This window comes from Pelagibius sp. (assembly GCF_028289705.1).
GTDB lineage: Bacteria > Pseudomonadota > Alphaproteobacteria > Kiloniellales > Kiloniellaceae > Pelagibius.
Window position 1 is genome coordinate 1 of the sequence record NZ_JANQOI010000008.1, and the last position, 17,051, is coordinate 17,051.

17 protein-coding genes are annotated in these 17,051 nt (G+C 65.1%); 6 read left to right on the forward strand and 11 right to left on the reverse strand.

The features are described 5' to 3' along the window. Window positions 1-119: 119 nt before the first annotated feature. The 5 genes from Q0996_RS00540 to Q0996_RS00560 all read right to left on the reverse strand — a co-directional run bounded on the left by Q0996_RS00540 (window position 120) and on the right by Q0996_RS00560 (window position 3,865). On the reverse strand, window positions 120-1,004 hold the full coding sequence (locus Q0996_RS00540) for an RNA polymerase factor sigma-32 (protein ID WP_299614919.1): 885 nt from the start codon (window positions 1,002-1,004) through the stop codon (window positions 120-122). 161 nt (window positions 1,005-1,165) lie between these two features. Continuing rightward, on the reverse strand, window positions 1,166-1,978 hold the full coding sequence (locus Q0996_RS00545) for a hypothetical protein (protein ID WP_299614920.1): 813 nt from the start codon (window positions 1,976-1,978) through the stop codon (window positions 1,166-1,168). Between the two features lie 102 nt (window positions 1,979-2,080). Beyond that, the gene (locus tag Q0996_RS00550) at window positions 2,081-2,572 is read right to left on the reverse strand and encodes a CarD family transcriptional regulator (RefSeq protein WP_299614922.1); all 492 of its coding nucleotides are present in this window, start codon (window positions 2,570-2,572) and stop codon (window positions 2,081-2,083) included. Window positions 2,573-2,998: 426 nt separating this feature from the next. Beyond that, window positions 2,999-3,343, reverse strand: coding sequence for a ferredoxin FdxA (gene fdxA / locus Q0996_RS00555; RefSeq protein WP_299614923.1), 345 nt, complete (start codon window positions 3,341-3,343; stop codon window positions 2,999-3,001). 75 nt (window positions 3,344-3,418) lie between these two features. Further along, window positions 3,419-3,865 (reverse strand): TerB family tellurite resistance protein, encoded by a 447-nt coding sequence (locus Q0996_RS00560; RefSeq protein WP_299614924.1) that lies wholly within the window; start codon window positions 3,863-3,865, stop codon window positions 3,419-3,421. Window positions 3,866-4,005: 140 nt separating this feature from the next. Here Q0996_RS00560 and Q0996_RS00565 point away from each other — a divergent pair, with 140 nt between their 5' ends. Next, a complete protein-coding gene (locus Q0996_RS00565; RefSeq protein WP_299614925.1) occupies window positions 4,006-4,698 on the forward strand; it encodes a DUF938 domain-containing protein in 693 nt (230 codons plus the stop codon). Further along, window positions 4,695-6,002: an FAD-binding oxidoreductase gene (locus Q0996_RS00570; RefSeq protein WP_299614927.1), complete on the forward strand. Its 1,308-nt coding sequence runs from the start codon at window positions 4,695-4,697 to the stop codon at window positions 6,000-6,002. Before Q0996_RS00565 ends, Q0996_RS00570 begins: the two co-directional genes overlap by 4 nt. 7 nt (window positions 6,003-6,009) lie before the next feature. Here the strand turns inward: Q0996_RS00570 and Q0996_RS00575 are convergent, their stop codons facing one another. Further along, complete coding sequence (locus tag Q0996_RS00575) at window positions 6,010-6,717, reverse strand: thioredoxin family protein (protein ID WP_299614928.1); 708 nt, start codon at window positions 6,715-6,717, stop codon at window positions 6,010-6,012. A gap of 260 nt (window positions 6,718-6,977) precedes the next feature. Between Q0996_RS00575 and Q0996_RS00580 the strand changes: the two genes are divergently transcribed. Continuing rightward, on the forward strand, window positions 6,978-7,559 hold the full coding sequence (locus Q0996_RS00580; RefSeq protein ID WP_322096616.1) for a nucleotidyltransferase family protein: 582 nt from the start codon (window positions 6,978-6,980) through the stop codon (window positions 7,557-7,559). A gap of 18 nt (window positions 7,560-7,577) precedes the next feature. Here the strand turns inward: Q0996_RS00580 and Q0996_RS00585 are convergent, their stop codons facing one another. From Q0996_RS00585 to Q0996_RS00595, 3 genes are all read right to left on the reverse strand, one after another. Then, window positions 7,578-7,979, reverse strand: a complete 402-nt coding sequence (locus tag Q0996_RS00585; RefSeq protein ID WP_299614929.1) for an RNA-binding S4 domain-containing protein — start codon at window positions 7,977-7,979, stop codon at window positions 7,578-7,580. Window positions 7,980-8,016: 37 nt separating this feature from the next. Further along, on the reverse strand, window positions 8,017-10,611 hold the full coding sequence (locus tag Q0996_RS00590) for a helicase-related protein (protein ID WP_299614931.1): 2,595 nt from the start codon (window positions 10,609-10,611) through the stop codon (window positions 8,017-8,019). A 64-nt stretch (window positions 10,612-10,675) separates the two neighbouring features. Beyond that, window positions 10,676-11,413, reverse strand: a complete 738-nt coding sequence (locus Q0996_RS00595; RefSeq protein WP_299614932.1) for a protein-L-isoaspartate(D-aspartate) O-methyltransferase — start codon at window positions 11,411-11,413, stop codon at window positions 10,676-10,678. Between the two features lie 244 nt (window positions 11,414-11,657). On the opposite strand from Q0996_RS00595, the gene Q0996_RS00600 reads away from it, so the two are divergent. From Q0996_RS00600 to htpG, 3 genes are all read left to right on the forward strand, one after another. After that, window positions 11,658-12,926 carry an ATP/GTP-binding protein gene (locus tag Q0996_RS00600; protein WP_299614933.1) on the forward strand — a complete coding sequence of 423 codons (1,269 nt, stop codon included), beginning with the start codon at window positions 11,658-11,660 and terminating at the stop codon, window positions 12,924-12,926. 6 nt (window positions 12,927-12,932) lie between these two features. Continuing rightward, window positions 12,933-13,583 (forward strand): RloB family protein, encoded by a 651-nt coding sequence (locus tag Q0996_RS00605; RefSeq protein WP_299614935.1) that lies wholly within the window; start codon window positions 12,933-12,935, stop codon window positions 13,581-13,583. Window positions 13,584-13,737: 154 nt separating this feature from the next. Next, on the forward strand, window positions 13,738-15,621 hold the full coding sequence (gene htpG, locus Q0996_RS00610) for a molecular chaperone HtpG (RefSeq protein WP_299614936.1): 1,884 nt from the start codon (window positions 13,738-13,740) through the stop codon (window positions 15,619-15,621). A gap of 3 nt (window positions 15,622-15,624) precedes the next feature. On the opposite strand, the gene Q0996_RS00615 is transcribed toward htpG, so the two are convergent. Together Q0996_RS00615 and Q0996_RS00620 are read right to left on the reverse strand one after the other, a co-directional pair. Then, window positions 15,625-16,443 carry a thioredoxin family protein gene (locus Q0996_RS00615; RefSeq protein ID WP_299614937.1) on the reverse strand — a complete coding sequence of 273 codons (819 nt, stop codon included), beginning with the start codon at window positions 16,441-16,443 and terminating at the stop codon, window positions 15,625-15,627. 93 nt (window positions 16,444-16,536) lie between these two features. Further along, a partial coding sequence (locus tag Q0996_RS00620) for a transglutaminase family protein (RefSeq protein WP_299614938.1) occupies window positions 16,537-17,051 on the reverse strand: 515 nt, incomplete at its 5' end.

Here is a 17,051-nt window from a genome sequence, read left to right on the forward strand (position 1 = left end):
CGCCCCGATCGGGGCGCCACAAAGCGAACAAAGCACGAAGACTGTCAGCCATGTAACCGGTCCAAACTGTAAGCTATCTTCCCGGTTGCTCAGGCCGGCGCCGACAAAAAACAAACGCCCTATGCCTCGGCGAAGAGATCGGTGGGGCGGGCAACGCGCTCCAGCAGCAGGGCCTTCATCTTCTGCAGGGCGCGCTGTTCAAGCTGGCGCACCCGTTCCTTGCTGACCCCCAGGACCTTGCCCAGCTCTTCCAGGGTCGCCGAGTCGTCGCTCAGCCGCCGCGCCCGGATGATGGTCTGTTCGCGTTGGCTCAGTTCCAGCATGGCCTGTTCGATCCACTCGCTGCGGGTCACGCTGTCGTGGAAGGAGATCACCAGGTCTTCCGGACTGTCCCGTTCGTCGGTGAGCTGGTCCTGCCACTCGTCCTCGCTGTCGTCGCCGATGCGCGCGTTCAGCGACTGGTCGGCGGCCGAGAGGCGCACCTCCATGTGATTGACGTCGTGCAGGGGAACGCGGAGCTGTTCGGCGACATGCAGGCGCCCGTCCTCGTCGAAGGGCCGTCCGGAGGCGTCTTCGATGCGCGCGCGCAGGCGCCGGAAGTTGAAGAACAGCGTCTTCTGCGCTGCGGTGGTACCGGTGCGGACGATGGACCAGTTGCGCAGGATGAAATCCTGCATGGCCGAGCGGATCCACCAGGAGGCATAGGTGGAGAAACGGACGTTGCGATCCGGCTCGAAGCGGCCGGCGGCCTGCAGCAGGCCGAGCGTGCCTTCCTGGATGAGGTCGCTCATGGGCAGGCCGTAGTTGCGGAACTTCGTGGCGAGGGAAACCACCAGCCGGGTGTAGGAGCGGATCAGCTCCTGCAGCGAGTCCGCGTCCCCGTCTTCACGCCAGGAGCGCGCCAGCCGATACTCTTCGTCGCGGGACAGCAGGCGTTCCGACATCGATCGACGGATGAACCGCGCCTGGGAGCGTTGCGCCTGGGTATCCTCGTACAGGGCCATGGGTCCGCCTTTCACTCCGTAAACTCGTCCGTTTACTAGAATTTACGGGGCCGGACCGGGGCTGGATCATTATCTTATTGGAAAAATTCTAACTTGGCCGTAGGCGAACGAATCGCCGTGTCGCGGCTCTTCCATCATTCCGCGATCTGAGGGGAAGTCTCTTACACTTCAAGGTGATCGGCGAGACTGCCGTCGAGGTGAAAGCAGGCGGCGAGCAACTTGCCGCCGAAGCCGCAGCCGGCATCCAGGGTCGCGGTAAAGCGCTCCAGCTCCAGGCCTGGGTGCTGGCTGCTGAAGCCGCGCACGACCCGGGCGAAACCGCCGTAGGGGGCCGCCATGCCGGCGAAGCCGGCGCTGCCCCACCAGAAGCTGTCCTTCTGCGCTTCCAGGGGCCGGCTGGGATCGAGGCCGGCGTTGACGAAGAGCAGGCCCTCCTTACCGCTGTTCTCTTCGGTGTAGGCCGCGCGCCGCAGGCCGCCGAGCAGTTCGTAGTGTCCGGGATGCTCCTGGATCTTCTGACGCAGGGCCGAGGTCCAGCGCGTGAGCTGGCGCGGACCGGCGGCCGCCTCGCGCAGGCCTTCGGCCGGGGCGCAGCCATAGGCCTCCAGGCTGGCAGCGAGGCCCTGGTCCAGCATCCATTGCAGCACGCCTCTGGGGTCAGTGGCGAACTGGAGCTGCAGCAGCTTCTGCCACATCTCCTCCTGGCTGCCGCGCAGCAGCACCACGTCGGCGGCAAAGGCATCGGGCCGCGCCATGAAGAGGCTGCGAAAGCGCAGCAGGGCATTGAGGGTGGCGATGGTGCCGCTGCCGCGGCCGATCAGATTGCCGAGATAGACCAGGCGGTCGCCGAACCGCAGGCGCCCGGTCAGCGCGACGTGAAGCCGGTCGAGCTCCGCCGCTTGGCTGTGGATGGAGGAGACGGCCCAGACCCGCCGGGTAGCCCGGAGAATCGCGAACTTCTGCCGATTCTCCATACTGCCGGCGTCCCAATTCCGAACCTTGTGAGCCGCCGTCGGCGGCCGATGGCCCTGTGGTGCGGCGGCAGGCGCGCTGCCGCCGCGGCTGGCGGCCTTGGCTTAGGCGGCCAGCAGTTTCTCCAGCTTGGTCGCCGCCGCCGTCTCGTCGATTTTCTCGACGGCCGCCAGTTCACGGGCCAGGCGATCCAAGGCGGCCTGGTACATCTGCCGCTCGCTGTACGACTGATCCGGCTGATCGGCGCTGCGGTGCAGGTCGCGCACCACCTCGGCGATGGAGACGGGATCGCCGGAATTGATCTTCGCCTCGTATTCCTGGGCGCGCCGGCTCCACATGGTCCGCTTGGCCCGGCTGCGCCCCTTCAGCGTGGTCAGGGCGGTGTCCATCATCTTGCGGCTGGACAGCTTGCGCAGGCCCGAATTGGCCGCCTTGGCCACCGGAACCCTGAGGGTCATCCGGTCCTTCTCGAACTTGATGACGATCAGGTCCAGCGTCACGCCGGCAACTTCCTGTGTCTCGACACCCAGAACCCGACCGACGCCATGGGTCGGGTAAACGACATAATCACCTTCACCGAATTCGCTTTTTGCCATGCTCCGCATCTCTCCAATCGGCATCAGGACCGACCGCTGCTCCCCGTCAACTCCACGCAGCCGGATCCTGGGATTGCCTATCTGGGACCGTCGCACGCAGCGATGCCAGGTCACCAAATAACATCTGTTTCCGCACCCTGGTGCCCGCAATGCCCCGCCTATTGGCTGGCAGGAAACAATGCACGAAGAAATCGGCCACGCCCCCAAGACTTCCTGGTGGCGCGTCCTTCACTCTTCACACCTCATGTCATCAAATTAACACATATGGCGGGAAAAAACAACTGCTGCAGGTGCGAAGAGCCCCCAAATCCCAGGCGTTCAGCCCGCTCGCCGGCAAACAAGGTTAACGCGGCACACCGGCCCGGGTACGGCCTCCGGATCAGGAAAAATGTCTTCTCCCGGGGGTAGAGCAGGCGGCGGCCGGCGTCAGCCGTCGGTGTTGCCGGGGTTGGCGCTGAAGTACTTGTCGTACTTGCCGGTCTCGTCGCGGAAGGTGTCCGCGTCCGCCGGGGCATCGCCCTTGCGGGTGATGTTGGGCCAGCGGTTGTCGCTGTACTCGCGGTTCAGCTCAAGCCAGGATTCCGCCTGGGGATCGGTGTCCGGCACGATGGCCTCGGGCGGGCATTCGGGTTCGCAGACGCCGCAGTCGATGCATTCGTCCGGGTGAATCACCAGCATGTTCTCGCCCTCGTAGAAACAGTCGACGGGGCAGACCTCGACGCAGTCCATGTACTTGCACTTGATGCAGGCTTCGGTAACGACGTAGGTCATCGGTCAACTCTCCTTGTGCCGCCTCTTGCGGTTCCTTTGTTCAATGCCATCAAATGCCGGCCGTCCCCGCGGCCGTTATCTGTTCAGCCCCAGCCGGGCCAGGGCGCGCTTGCGCGCATCGCCGCTGTCCCGGTCGGTTACGTGCAGCAGGCCCGCCAGCCGGCGCATCAGGGCCGCTTCATAGTCGTGGAGTTCGCCGTCGGCATAGGCGACCTCCCAAAGCATCTCCATCAGCTCGACCCGTTCTTCCTCGGAAAAGGCATCGTCGATCACCCGGGTGAATCCGAAGATCTGAATCGACTGATCGACCTTGTCGCTGGCCGCCTGCAGCAGCTCGGCGCTGTCGGCCTCGCTGAGTGCGAAGCGGCGCTGGACCAGTTCGATGATCTTGTCGCGCTCGGCCGGTCCGAAGTCGTCGTCCATCTGCGCGGCCTCGACCAGCAACGCCACCGCCGCGAGCTGCAGCTCGTCGGGGCCGTGGCTGCCGGCCGCAGCTTCCCCAGCGCCCAACTGGGCGTTCAACAAAGCTTTAATTCTGTCAAGCACGGCCTTGCGTAACACCCCGCGTTGCCCCGCGCAACCCCAGGGGTTTTGCGGTCTTTGGCGCTTGCCGAGGCCCCCGCGGCTGCCATAGTTTGCCGCTGCGCAGACGCAGAATTTCGATGGTTGGAGCAGTGCCGAAAGAGCGCGTAGACAGCCCCGCGCCGGGCCCGGAGGACAAGCGCCATGCCCCCGCGACGGCCCGCAACCGCGAGCCCATCGCGGAGGTTCTGGGCGGTTGGCTGCCGTCCTCGGGCCGGCTGCTGGAACTGGCCAGCGGCACCGGGGAGCACGCGGTTTTCTTCGCCGCGCGCTTTCCGCAGATCGTCTGGCAGCCCAGCGATCCGGACCCGCTGCTTCGCCGCAGCATCCAGGCCTATCGCCACAGCGACGGCGGCGCCAACCTGCGTGTCCCGCTGGACATCGACGTGGCAGCGCGGGACTGGCCGCTCGATCGCGATGACCTGCCGCTCGATGCCATGGTCTGCATCAACCTCATTCACATCGCGCCCTGGTCGGCGGCGCAGGGGCTGTTCGCCGGGGCCGGGCGCTACCTGTCTGCGGGCGGCGGGCTGTTTGTCTACGGTCCCTTCAAACGCGGGGGGCAACACACGGCTCCGTCCAACGCGGCCTTCGACGCCAGCCTGCGCGGCCAGGATCCGGCCTGGGGTCTGCGCGACCTCGAGGCGGTGACCGCGCTGGCGCAGGCGGCCGGCCTGGCGCCCCCGCTGATCCGCGAGATGCCGGCCAACAACCTGTCCCTCTGGTTCGTCAAGCAGGGCCCGGATCAGGAGAGCGCAGAGGTGAACCCGTGATCGCCGAACCGCTTTCCCCCGCCATCCCGAGCCGCTATCCGGAGACCTACTACACCGCAACGGCCACGGGCTTCGAGCCGGCGCCGTCCCTGGACGGCAGCACGGACTGCGATGTCTGTGTCGTCGGCGGCGGCTATACCGGGGTGGCCACGGCCCTCCATCTCGCCGAGCGCGGGCACAAGGCGGTGCTGCTGGAAAGCCAGCGCATCGGCTGGGGCGCCTCCGGGCGCAACGGCGGCCAGTTCTGCAGCGGCCAGCGCATCGAACCGGCGGCGATGGCCCGCCTGATGGGGGCGGAGCGGGCGCGCCGGCTCTGGGACCTGGCAGAGGAAGCCAAGGCGATCGTTCGCCAGCGGATCGCCCGCCACGCCATCGACTGCGATCTCAAGCCGGGCCTGATCGCTGCGGCGTTCAAGCCCGCGCATCTGCCGGAGATCGTCGACTACGCCAAGGCCCTGCGCGACGACTACGGCTATCCGCACATCCGCCCGCTGTCGCGCGAGGAACTGCGGGCGATGCTGGGCACCGACCGCTATCACGGCGGCTGCATCGACAGCGACGCGGGCCACCTGCATCCCCTGAACTACGTGCTGGGCCTGGCCCGGGCGGCGCGGGAGGCCGGGGCCGAGATCTACGAGCTCTCGCCGGCCACGGCCCTCACCCGCCAGGGCGGCCGGCATCTGATCAAGACCCCGACCGGTGTGGTGAAGGCCGATGTGCTGGTGCTCGCCTGCAACGGCTATCTCGGCAGCATCGAACCGCGCATCGCCGCCAGCATCATGCCCATCAACAACTTCATCATCGCCACCGAGCCTTTGGGGGAAGAGCGGGCACGATCGATCATCCGCAACGATACCGCCGTCGCCGATTCAAAGCACGTGCTCGACTACTACCGCCTTTCGGCCGACGGGCGGCTGTTGTTCGGCGGCGGGGAGAGCTACCGCGCCCGCTACCCGAAAGACATCGCCGGGCTGGTGCGCCGCTGCATGCTGAGGGTCTTTCCGCAGCTCGCCGATGTGAAGGTCGACTACGCCTGGGGCGGCACCCTGGCCATCACCCGCACCCGCCTGCCGGCCTATGGCCGTCTCGACGGCGATACCTACTATGCCCAGGGCTTCTCTGGACAGGGGGTGGCCCTGACCTCGCTGGCCGGCAAGGTGATCGCCGAAGCCATAGACGGTGAGAACGACCGCTTCGATCTCCTGGCCGGCGTGCCGACGCCGCGCTTTCCCGGCGGCACCCTGCTGCGCTGGCCGAGCCTGGTGGCGGGCATGTTCTATCACGCCATGCTGGACAGACTCTGAGCGCCGATCAGCCGTCCGCTTCGTAGCTGTCGTGGCGGCGCACCCAGGCCATGGGGAAGCCGAGGTCTCCCTCGTTGCGTCCGTCTGGGGCGACATCCAGGTAGCGATAGACCAGCAGGAAGCGGTCAAGGCCGCGGCCGTAGCTGGAGTAGGTGTGGAACACCTCGCCTGCCTCATCTTTCTTGAACAGGCTGAGCCCCGGCGCTTCGTTGCCGGGGAAGGGGGTGCGCGCGTAGTTGTAGGTGACCTCGCCCTCGCTGCGGTCTTCCTCGTCGAAGGAAACGGCGAAGTCCTTGTTGAAGCTGGAGCCCGCCGAGGACACCCAGGGGAACTGCCAGCCCATGCGGGTCCTGTAGGCGAGCAGCTTGTCCAAAGGCCCGCGTGAGACCGCGACGAGGCTGACATCGCGGGCGGCGAGATGGATACGGGCGCCGTCGAAGCCGTCGGCCAGAAGCGAGCAGGCCGGGCAGCCCTCCTCCCAGTCCGGGCCGAACATGAAGTGATAGACGGCGAGCTGGCTGCGTCCCTCGAAGAGATCGGACAACGACTTGGCGCCCGCTTCGCTGTCGAAGGTGTAGTCCCTTTCGACCTTCACCCAGGGCAGTGCGCGCAGCTTGGCGTTCAGATCATCCTGGGCACGGAGAAAGGCCTTCTCTTCCTTGAGGAACGCCTTGCGGGCAGCAAGCCATTCGTCCTGCGAAACAACGGCGTTCATGACCCTTTCCCCCCTGTCGTCAGCGGATTGGTTGGCCGTGGTGCGTCGGTGCGTCTTGCACTGACGCAGCATTCTAGGACCTTTGCTGAGACATGGCGAAGATTGGGGTTCACAACGTCGTCATCCAGGGGCGTGGCATGCAAGGACGAACCTCGATCCGGGCTGCCATCCCTGTTGCGCTGGGCGCCGGTTATGGATGACCATCGGCGGCCATGAGACCGTCGAATTCGCCCCGCTCCCTTGTGGCACCGGAGGTCCAGGTGATCGATCCCCACCAGCGCGAGGACTTCACCCAGACCCTCGCAGCCAGTCCACTGCTGTCGCCGATCCTCGCGTCCTGGGAGCACATCGATCTGCCCGATTGCTGGCTGGTTGCTGGCGTGCTGGTGCAGACCGTTTGGAACCGGGCGCATGGCTTCGACGTGGCCTTCGGCATCAGCGACATCGACCTTGTCTACCACGACGCGGACGACCTGAGCGAGGAGAGCGAGGCCGGTCACAGCCGGCGCATCAACAGTCTGTTTGCCGGCCTTGGGCTGCCCTTCGACGTGAAGAACGAGGCGCGGGTGCATCTCTGGTATGCGGCCAAGTTCGGCGACCCCATCGCGCCCTATGTCTCCGCCGAGGCGGCCATCGCCACCTTTCCCACCACCGCCGGGGCCATCGGCATCCGCCCTTCTGCCGAGGGCCTGGAGCTCTGCGCGCCCTTCGGGCTCGACGATCTGCTGGGGCTTGTGGTGCGGCCCAACAAGCGCCAGATCACCCAGCCGATCTATGAGGCGAAGGTCGCCCGCTGGCGCCGTCTTTGGCCCAGGCTGACGATCCTCCCCTGGGACGCCTGAAAGGAGGCGATGCGCCGGTCAGTCGGTCTCACGCAGCTTGTCGAGGTCGCGGCGGTCGCGTTTGGTGGGGCGGCCCGTGCCCGGCGGGCGCAGGCCCGCCGCCGAGGTGGGCGAGGGCGTGCCCCGTGGCAGCCGGCTTTCCGGCTCCGGCGGTTTCAGATCCTCGTAGAGCGCCTGAGCCTCGCTGGCTGGGCCGCGACGTGTGCCGAGCGCGAGGATCTTGACGACACGGATGTGGCGCGCCTGGGGGAAGGTCAGCACATCGCCGGGTCTCACCTTGTGGTGGGGCTTCACCACCCCCTGGCCGGAGAGGCGCAGCTTGCCCGCCTGACAGATCTTGGTGGCCAGGCTGCGGGTCTTGAAGAAGCGCGCGTACCACAGCCATTTGTCGGCGCGCAGGCCCTCACCCGCTTCACTCATGCGAAGTTGCCGGGGTGAGACAGTTCATCCGGTACCCTTATTCACCGCCGGGGGCCAGGTCGCGCAGCACCGCGAAGGGCGAGTCGGCGTTCGCTGCGCGGTCGTCCTTGTCGGTCCGGGCCCGTGGCTTGCCGGGCTTGCTCTTGCGTTTGGCCGATTTCGTCTCTGCGTGGTCGCGGCGGCGGGCAGCTTTCCGACTGTAGGAGGCCCCGCCCTCGGCGTCCTGTTGGCGGCGATAGCCGAGGGTGAACAGCAGGGCGGAGATGTCGGCTTCGCCGCAGTCCGCCAGCGCGCAGAGCCCTTGCCCGATGGTCAGGGCGCCGCTCTCGGCGGACTGCCGGTAAGCCTCCCGCGCCACCCGTTCCAGAACATCGGCGCGCACGGCAAAGGCCTTGCCGCCCTTGCGCGGGATACGGCGGAAGCCCAGGGCATGGCAGAAGCCCTCCAGGTCTCCGCTCACCGCCGCAACGTCCGAGAGCTCGAAGGTCTTGGCGCCCTGGGCCGGCAGCGGCGGCAGATCGCAGCCGGCGCGGATCGCCCAAAGGCGGGCCCGTAGCTGCAGCATGCGCGGCTGCTGCAAGCGCGGCAGGAACAGGCTGGCGGCACCGAGCCGCAGACCGAGCCCTGCCAGGATCTTGCGGTCGGCCTTGGTCAGAAGGGCGATCTGAGGGTTGAGGGGCCGCCGCGGCAGGGTGCCCAGGGCCTCGACAAGCTGAAAGAGCAGTCCGCGGCCGGGCGGCGAGAGTGCGGCTTCCTGGGCCTTGAACAGGGGCTTCAGGGTGGCGCGGATATGGCGGGTCAGCCAGAGGCTGCAGCGCTTGCGCAGGCGTTCGCGCGCCGGCCCGTCGAGGAACTCGCTGTGCAGCACCTCGACCCGGGGCGTCAGCACGGTGTCGCCGGCGCGCAGACGGGCGACCGGCGTGCCGCGCCAGGCGATCTTGTTGCCGCTGAGGACAAAGGCGCCGTCGTCGTCCTGTTCGAGCTGCTTGATGCGCCGCGGCATCTCGCCGGCCAGCGCGCGGCGGGCGGCGGTCAGCAGGGGGCGGACGTCCTCGCTGCCGGCCTCCTCGTCGAGCTTGAAGTGGAAGCCCGAGAGGCGGCCGACGAACTCGCCCTCCACCACCACTTCGCCGTTCTTGCGCACGGCGGCGATCAGTTCGCCGTCGTCGCGCAGGCGGCGCACGAGGGCCGCCGTGCGGCGGTCGACGAAGCGCTGGGTCAGGCGCTCGTGCAAGGCGTCGGAGAGGCTGTCCTCGATGGCGCGGGCACGGGCCTGCCAGTGGTCGCTGTCGTGCAGCCAGTCGCCGCGGTGGGTGATGTAGGTCCAGGTGCGCACATGGGCGATGCGGGCGATGAGCTGGTCGATGTCGCCGTCGCTGCGCTCCAGCCGAGTGAGTTGCTGGGCGACCCAATCCTCCGGCAGGTGCCCGTCGTTGCGCATCAGGCGCAGGTAGATCTGGGCCAGCAGTTGGGCGTGGTGGTCGGAGAGGATCTTGCGGAAGTCCGGGATCTGACAGACCTCCCAGAGCAGCGCGACGGCCTCCGGCGTCGTCGCCAGCGCCGCCACCTCCGCCTCCTGGGCGAGTGTGGCCAGGGCAAGTTGGTCGTCGGCCTCCGGCGCCAGCAGCAGTTCCGGGCGCGGCGGTCGGCGGTCGAGGCTCCTGCGCAAGTGCGCCAGATCGCGGAAGTCGAGATCGACGTTGCGCCAGTGAAGAAAGGCGAGCGGATCGAAGAGGTGGTTCTCCACCGCCTCCACGAGGGTTTCGTCCAGCGCGCCGATCTCCGTGGTGGTGCCGAAGGTGCCGTCGTTCATGTGGCGCCCGGCGCGCCCGGCGATCTGGCCCACCTCCGGGGCCGTCAGGCGGCGCCGCCGCCGGCCGTCGAACTTGCTGAGCTTGGCGAAAGCAACGTGATCGAGGTTCAGGTTGAGGCCCATGCCGATGGCGTCGGTGGCCACCAGATAGTCGACCTCGCCCTCTTCGAACATTGCCACCTGGGCATTGCGTGTGCGCGGCGATAGGGCACCCAGCACCACGGCGGTGCCGCCGCGCTGGCGGCGGATCAGCTCGGCGGTGGCATAGACCTCGGCGGCGGAGAAGGCGACCACGGCGGAGCGTGGCGGCAGGCGGGTCAATTTCTGCGGGCCGGCATAGCTGAGGGTGGAAAAGCGTGGCCGGGTGATGAACTCCGCCTCCGGCACCAGCTTCTGCAGGATCGGGCGGATGGTCTCCGCGCCCAGGAACATGGTCTCCGCCAGGCCCCGGGCGTGCAGCAGGCGGTCGGTGAAGATATGGCCGCGTTCCGGGTCGGCGCAGAGCTGCACCTCGTCGATGGCGAGGAAGGAGACCGGCCGGTCCACCGGCATGGACTCCACCGTGCAGCAGAAGTAGCGCGCGCCGGGCGGCACGATCTTCTCCTCACCCGTCACCAGGGCCACCTTGCCGGTGCCCTTGATGCGCACCACGCGGTCGTAGTTCTCCCGCGCCAGCAGGCGCAGGGGAAAGCCGATCATGCCGCTGGCGTGGCCCAGCATGCGGTCGATGGCCAGATAGGTCTTTCCGGTGTTGGTGGGCCCCAGAACGGCGGTTACCCGGGCTTTATCCTGGGCCTGCGCGAAAAGCGACATGCCCATGAGGATCGGGACTCCGCGGTCCCATTGCAAGCCTTCCCTGGCCCGCCGCCCGGGCGAAAGATGGTTAACGCTTCGCCGTCTTCGGCGGCTTGATCAGGGGAACGAAGGCGACGGGCAGCAGGATGCGCTCGCTGTGGCTGCCGTCTTCCGCCTTGTGGATGCGCATCAGGACCTGTTCCGGGTGCAGCCAGTGGGCCGGTGCCGGGGTGCCGCCCTCTGCCTCCAGCGGCACGATCATGCGCCCGCCTGGGGCGAGCTGGTCCAGCAGATTGCGCGGCAGCGTCTTGGCCGCTGCGGTCACCAGGATGGCGTCGAAGGGGGCCGCCTTGGGCCAGCCCTTGGCGCCGTCGCCCTGGCGGCAGTGCACCTTGTCGTAGCCCAGCCGGGCGAGCCGTTCGGCCGCTGCCTCCGCCAGGCCCGGCAGGGCCTCGACAGTGTAGACCTCGGCGCCGAGGGCGGCCAGCACGGCGGCCTGATAGCCACAGCCCGTGCCCACCTCCAGAACGCGGCTGGTCTCGTCCACCTCCGCCTGATCGGTCATCGCCGCGACGATGAAGGGCTGGGAGATGGTCTGCCATTCGCCGATGGGCAGGGGCCGGTTCTCATAGGCGGCCGCCGCTTCCAGGGGCGGCACGAAGGCGTGGCGCGGCACCGCCATCAAGGCGTCGAGAACCTTGCGGTCGAAGGCCTCCTTGCCCAGCCAGTCCGCCGTGTCGCGCGCCTCTTCCGCCACGATCCGCACCATCTCGGCACGCTCCGCCCGGCGTCTATTGGCTTGCTTTTCGTATTTCTCATTCACCATCATTTCTGGGATCCGGCTCGCTCTTGAGCGCTATATACAGCCATCTGTACACACTGATAATACAATATCTGCTATTACTTCATCTGTACTGTGTATTGTGGCTGGGCAGTACGCGGGCCCGCAAACGGCCCGACGTTTTCCTACCAAAATTCACCTTGACCGCAGTTTTAAGCGCGAATTTACTAGATTTTGACAAGACAAGCTCATAAATTGCAATAGAAGTGTGTTTCAAGCGAGGAAATCTATGCTGATTCGGTTCAGTGCTGGAAATCACCTGTCGATGCGCGAACCACAAGAGTTGTCGCTGGTGGCGTCTTCGCTGAAGGATGATGAAGGTGGGCTCATCAAGTGCGATCGAGTGCCAGGTGGTAAACTCCTGCCGGCCGCAGTGGTCTACGGTGCAAACGCTTCAGGTAAGAGCAACTTCGTATCCGCCTTGGAGTTTATGCGCGACGCGATCCTGTATTCGCACAGCAGGGGCGAGCCTGAAGGCGGCATTCCTCGATTGTCATTTGCTCTCGATCCAGAGTGCAATCGGGAATCATCGGTATTTGAAGCTGATTTCGTCGTAGAGGGAGTCAGATACTTTTATGGCTTCGAATGCACTGACAAGGCCTTCGAAACTGAATGGCTCTACGCATTTCCCAGTTCTCGTAAACAGGTGTTGTTTGAGCGAAGCGGAGGCGAATTTAAATTTGGGCGCGGGCTTAGAGGACGTAAGGACGTTATCGCTGATCTGACCCGCCCAAATAGCTTGTTTCTTTCCGCCGCCGTCCAAAATCACCATAAGCACCTTAGTATGATCGTGAGTTTCTTTCGGGGCCTTATTGTCGATACCAGAATCGTGATGCCTGGAAATTATGCTTCATTGACTTTTATGCAAGGTAATGTTGATGCAAGAGTCATAAGATTTCTTGAGGCAATTGGTACCGGTGTGTTCGATTATCGTAGGCGACAACAAGATACATCTGAACAAGAAAAGGCATTTATACAAGCTATAGATAAAGCAATCAGGGAGACTTTAGATCCGCCTCCTGAATTCAATATTGATCATAGTGAAATCAGTGTTGAACTCGCCCATAGAGGTCAGGATGGAGAGCCTGTTTACTTTGATCTGGCGCGCGAGAGTGCGGGTACGAGACGCCTTCTTGTCGTACTGAGTCATGTTTTCAATGCGCTTGATAACGGGGCTGCATTTGTCATCGATGAGCTGGATGCAAGCCTTCACACTCAAGCATGCGAAGCTCTATTGACATTGTTTTCATCGCCGAAATCCAATCCTAAGGGTGCGCAACTGATTGCAACAACTCATGACACAAACCTTATGCGCTCCCCGCTTCTACGTCGCGATCAGGTATGGTTGTGCGAGAAAGATCAAGCTGGGGCGACTCACATCTATCCGTTAACTGATATAAGAACCCGGAAGGGCGACAACATAGAAAAAGGGTACTTGCAAGGTCGATATGGAGCTATTCCCTTTGCGGGTTCAATCTTGGATCTGGTTGCGGCTTGAGCTTGCATGCTTGGTCCCCGGCGCCGAGATTTAAGACGGCACAGATATAGTCGAGAACCGAAAGCTCGGTTTATTCTGTACTGCGAGGGTAGAAATACCGAGCCAGCTTATTTTAAAGCTGTTCGACAAGCATATCCATCCTCACTCATCGAAATCGAAACTGTACCGAACGCGGGCGTCCCATACACCTTGGCGCGGTCAGCAATCGAGAAGGCGAAGGAATTAAAGCTCAATCGCCACCGCCGCCGAGCGTTGAATTCTTTTGAGCAAGGTGACGAAATTTGGGCCGTTTTTGATCGCGATGTTCATCCGAGATTCGAGGAAGCAATCAATCTGTGCAAAGCACACAATGTCAATGTCGCGCGTTCAATTCCCTGTTTCGAACTGTGGCTCATTCTCCATCTCGAGGATTTCGATAAACCGGATGGTCGGCACGCAGTACAAGCTCACTTGGAAAAGCTCTTGCCCGGATATGAAAGGAGTGGCTCCAAAATTCCCAACTGTGATTTGCTAATCGAGGGCATTGAACTGGCAGAGGACAGAGCATTAGCTCAACTGGCTCGCCGTAGTCAGGAAGGCTCAGAGTTGAATCCACCATCTACGACGGTTGGAAGGCTAACCCGGTCCATCAGAGTTGCCGCACAGAAATCCGTTTAGGTTCGTTGTCACGATGCTCCGCTGCATGGTCCCCCGTGCGGGGGACTTGCAGTCAGTATAGATTCATCACATATCTCACGGCGATCCCGCTCTTTGGCGGTCGCGAAAGCCGGGCGGGTCAGGGGAAAACCAGGCGCGAACGGATGCAGGATTGATGGCGCAGGAAGAAATGCAGTTTCAGGCGGAGGTCAGCCGCCTGCTCGATATCGTCGCCCACTCACTCTATTCGGAGAAGGAGATCTTCCTTCGGGAGCTCATCTCCAACGCCTCGGACGCCTGCGACCGCCTGCGCTACGCCGCCCTGACCCAGCCCGAGCTGGTGAAGGAGGACAGCGGCTTCGCCGTCCGCCTGAAGACCGATGCCGCCGCCAAGACCCTGACCATCCTCGACAACGGCATCGGCATGAACCGCGAGGACCTGATCGAGAACCTGGGGACCATCGCCCGCTCCGGCACCGCCGCCTTCGTCCAGCAGCTCGAAAGCAAGCAGGACGGCGCGAACCTGATCGGCCAGTTCGGCGTCGGCTTCTATTCCGCCTACATGGTCGCCGAGAAGGTGGAGGTCAGCACCCGCAAGGCCGGGGAGGGCGAGGGCTGGTGCTGGTCCTCCGACGGGCAGGGCGCCTTCACCATCGCCGAGGATCTGGAGGCGCCGGCCCGCGGCACCCGCATCACCCTGCACCTGCGCAAGGGCGAGGAAGAGTTTCTCGATGCCATGCGGCTGCGCCAGATCGTCTCCACCTACTCCGATCACATCGCGATCCCGGTGGTCCTGGAATCGCGCAAGGAGGACGAGCCGGACGAGACCCTGAACGCCGCTTCCGCGCTCTGGACCCGCCCGAAGAGCGAGATCACCGAGGAGCAGTACAAGGAGTTCTACCACCACGTCGGCCACACCTTCGACGACCCCTGGCTGCGCCTGCACTTCAAGGCCGAGGGCATGCTGGAATACACCGGCCTGCTCTTCGTGCCGTCGTCCAAGCCCTTCGATCTCTTCCACCCCGACCGCAAGACCGGCATCCGGCTCTACGTGAAGCGGGTCTTCATCACCGACGACTGCAGCGAGTTGGTGCCTTCCTATCTGCGCTTTCTGCGCGGCATCGTCGACACCGAGGACCTGCCGCTGAACATCAGCCGGGAACTGCTGCAGAACAATCCGCGCCTGGCGAAGATCCGCACGGCGCTCTGCAAGCGCGTGCTGGGCGAGCTGAAGAAAAAGGCCGAGAAGGCGCCGGAAGAGTACGCCACCTTCTGGGAGACCTTCGGCGCCGTCCTGAAGGAAGGGCTCTACGAGGATCAGGCTCAGCGCGAAACGCTGCTGGAGCTGGCCCGCTTCCGCTCGACCCAGGGCGAGGGGCTGGTGAGCCTCGCCGACTATCTCGGGCGCATGAAGCCGGGCCAGGAGGTGATCTACACCATCACCGGCGACGACCCGGAGGCCCTGGCCCGCAGCCCGCAGCTCGAGGGCTTCGCCGCCAAGGGCGTCGAGGTCCTGCTGCTCAGCGATCCGGTGGACGACTTCTGGCTGACCTCGGTGCCCGACTATCAGGGCAAGGCCTTCAAGTCGGTGACCCGTGGCGGCGCCGATCTGGACAAGATCGCCAAGCCCGAAGGCGAAGACGAGGAGAAGGAGAGCGAGTCCGATGCGCCAAGTCCGTCGCTGGACGCGCTGATCGCCTTCGTCAAGCTGACCCTGAAGGACGCGGTGAAGGACGTGCGCAGCTCGGCGCGCCTGACCAGCAGCCCGGTCTGCCTGGTGGCCCACGAGGGCGATCTGGACATGCACCTGGAACGCCTGCTGAAGCAGCAGCGCCAGCTCGATCACAGCTCGGCGCGCATCCTGGAGATCAATCCGAACCACGCCCTCATCAAGGCGCTCTCGGACAAGGTCGGGGACGACGGGGCCGGCAGCCTCCTGGAAGATGCCGCCTGGCTGCTGCTCGACCAGGCCCGCATCATCGAGGGCGAACCCCTGCCTGATGCCGCGGCTTTCTCGCGGCGGCTCTCGGCTTTGGTGGAGAAGGGTCTTGCCGGCTAAGCGCTAGCCGGCGGGATCGAGCGAATCCAGATCGAGGATGGCGGCGCCGAGCACCGGCCCGCTGGTGCCCTGTTGCACGATCACCGCACAGCCGCCACGGCCCTCGCTGCGCGCGGCGGCGATGTCGATGGGAAACTCCATCGCCGCACCACTCCACTGGCCGAGCGTGCGATACTCCCGAACCACGTTGGCGTTGTGGATTGAGCGGCCCCGGTTCTCACCCCGGGCCACGTCCGTGTCGTGGTCGTCGTCGAACATGACCAGATAGACCGTCGCGCCTTCGGCCGGCGCCTGGCCGGCGGAGAGGGTGATCTTGCCGCCGCTGCCCTCGGGCACCAGCTTCACCTCCACCGCGCTGGGGTGCTGCGCGGCGCGCCGGATCTCCGTCGCCACCTCACGGCGGTGGCTGCCCACCACATGGCTGCGCCCGTCGATGACGATCTGCGGTGTGTAGACGTAGCGCAGGCCAAGCGAGCGGGCGTAGTCCCGCTGCCGCTGGGTGTGGGCGGCCGAGGCGAAGGGGTCCTTCCAGCCGATGTAGTCCCAATAGTCGACATGGAACGACAGCGCCAGCAGCCCCGGCTGGTCCGCCAGTTCATCCAGCAGTGCGTCCGCCGGCGGGCAGGAACTGCAGCCCTGGGAGGTGAACAGCTCGACCACCACGGGGCGGTCGCCGCCGATGTCCTGGGCCAACTGCAGAGGCTGGTCGGCTGCTTCCGAGCGGTCGAAGAACGATGTGTTCTGAGTGATGCCCTGCCCGGCCCAGGCGGCGATTCCGAGGGCTAGGGCGATGGCCCCGAAGGCGATGGTCTGACGCTTCATGGCTCGCGACGTTACGGGCCCCGGCGCTCACTGGCGAATCACGATCCGGTGACGCCGGAGGACACCCTTCAGCCCCCTGTTTTCCTCTGGATTTCAGCTTGTTTCCGGCTTGGTGACCCGGACCTCGACATCCATGGCAACGAAGTCCTCGGCGGCCCCGAAATAGGTGCCCTGCAGCGGCAGCGCCTGGGAGGGTTCGCGGGCCACCGCAACGCGGATCAGGTTGGCGCCGCCGACCTGCCCGTTGGTGGGATCGAACTCCACCCAGCCGGCGCCGGGCAGATAGACCTGCACCCAGGCGTGGGTGTCGCCGGCGCCCTGGAGCTCCGAGTCCGCGGCTTCGCCGTTCTCGATGGCCGGATCGTAGAGATAGCCGGAGACGAAGCGCGCGGCGAAGCCGAGGGCGCGCACCGCCCCCATCATGAACAGCGCCAGATCGCGGCAGGTGCCGCTGCCCAGGGCCAGGGTTTCCTGGGGCGTCTGCACGCCGACGGCATAGCGCCGTTCGTAGCGGAACTCCTCCTGCACCGCCTTGGTGATGCGTACCAGCAGGTCCTGCGTGCCTACCGGCCCGCCGGTCTCCAAAAAGCGCTTCACCCAGGTGTCGA

Excerpts from the sequence above, each read along its gene's own strand:
- Q0996_RS00600 (WP_299614933.1), top strand. The coding sequence starts at position 11,658 with ATGCTGATTCGGTTCAGTGCTGGAAATCACCTGTCGATGCGCGAACCA.
- Q0996_RS00585 (WP_299614929.1), bottom strand. The coding sequence starts at position 7,979 with ATGAGTGAAGCGGGTGAGGGCCTGCGCGCCGACAAATGGCTGTGGTAC.
- Q0996_RS00595 (WP_299614932.1), bottom strand. The coding sequence starts at position 11,413 with ATGGTGAATGAGAAATACGAAAAGCAAGCCAATAGACGCCGGGCGGAG.
- fdxA (WP_299614923.1), bottom strand. The coding sequence starts at position 3,343 with ATGACCTACGTCGTTACCGAAGCCTGCATCAAGTGCAAGTACATGGAC.
- Q0996_RS00590 (WP_299614931.1), bottom strand. The coding sequence starts at position 10,611 with ATGGGCATGTCGCTTTTCGCGCAGGCCCAGGATAAAGCCCGGGTAACC.
- Q0996_RS00615 (WP_299614937.1), bottom strand. The coding sequence starts at position 16,443 with ATGAAGCGTCAGACCATCGCCTTCGGGGCCATCGCCCTAGCCCTCGGA.
- Q0996_RS00605 (WP_299614935.1), top strand. The coding sequence starts at position 12,933 with ATGCTTGGTCCCCGGCGCCGAGATTTAAGACGGCACAGATATAGTCGA.
- Q0996_RS00540 (WP_299614919.1), bottom strand. The coding sequence starts at position 1,004 with ATGGCCCTGTACGAGGATACCCAGGCGCAACGCTCCCAGGCGCGGTTC.
- Q0996_RS00545 (WP_299614920.1), bottom strand. The coding sequence starts at position 1,978 with ATGGAGAATCGGCAGAAGTTCGCGATTCTCCGGGCTACCCGGCGGGTC.
- Q0996_RS00575 (WP_299614928.1), bottom strand. The coding sequence starts at position 6,717 with ATGAACGCCGTTGTTTCGCAGGACGAATGGCTTGCTGCCCGCAAGGCG.
- Q0996_RS00550 (WP_299614922.1), bottom strand. The coding sequence starts at position 2,572 with ATGGCAAAAAGCGAATTCGGTGAAGGTGATTATGTCGTTTACCCGACC.
- htpG (WP_299614936.1), top strand. The coding sequence starts at position 13,738 with ATGGCGCAGGAAGAAATGCAGTTTCAGGCGGAGGTCAGCCGCCTGCTC.
- Q0996_RS00565 (WP_299614925.1), top strand. The coding sequence starts at position 4,006 with ATGGTTGGAGCAGTGCCGAAAGAGCGCGTAGACAGCCCCGCGCCGGGC.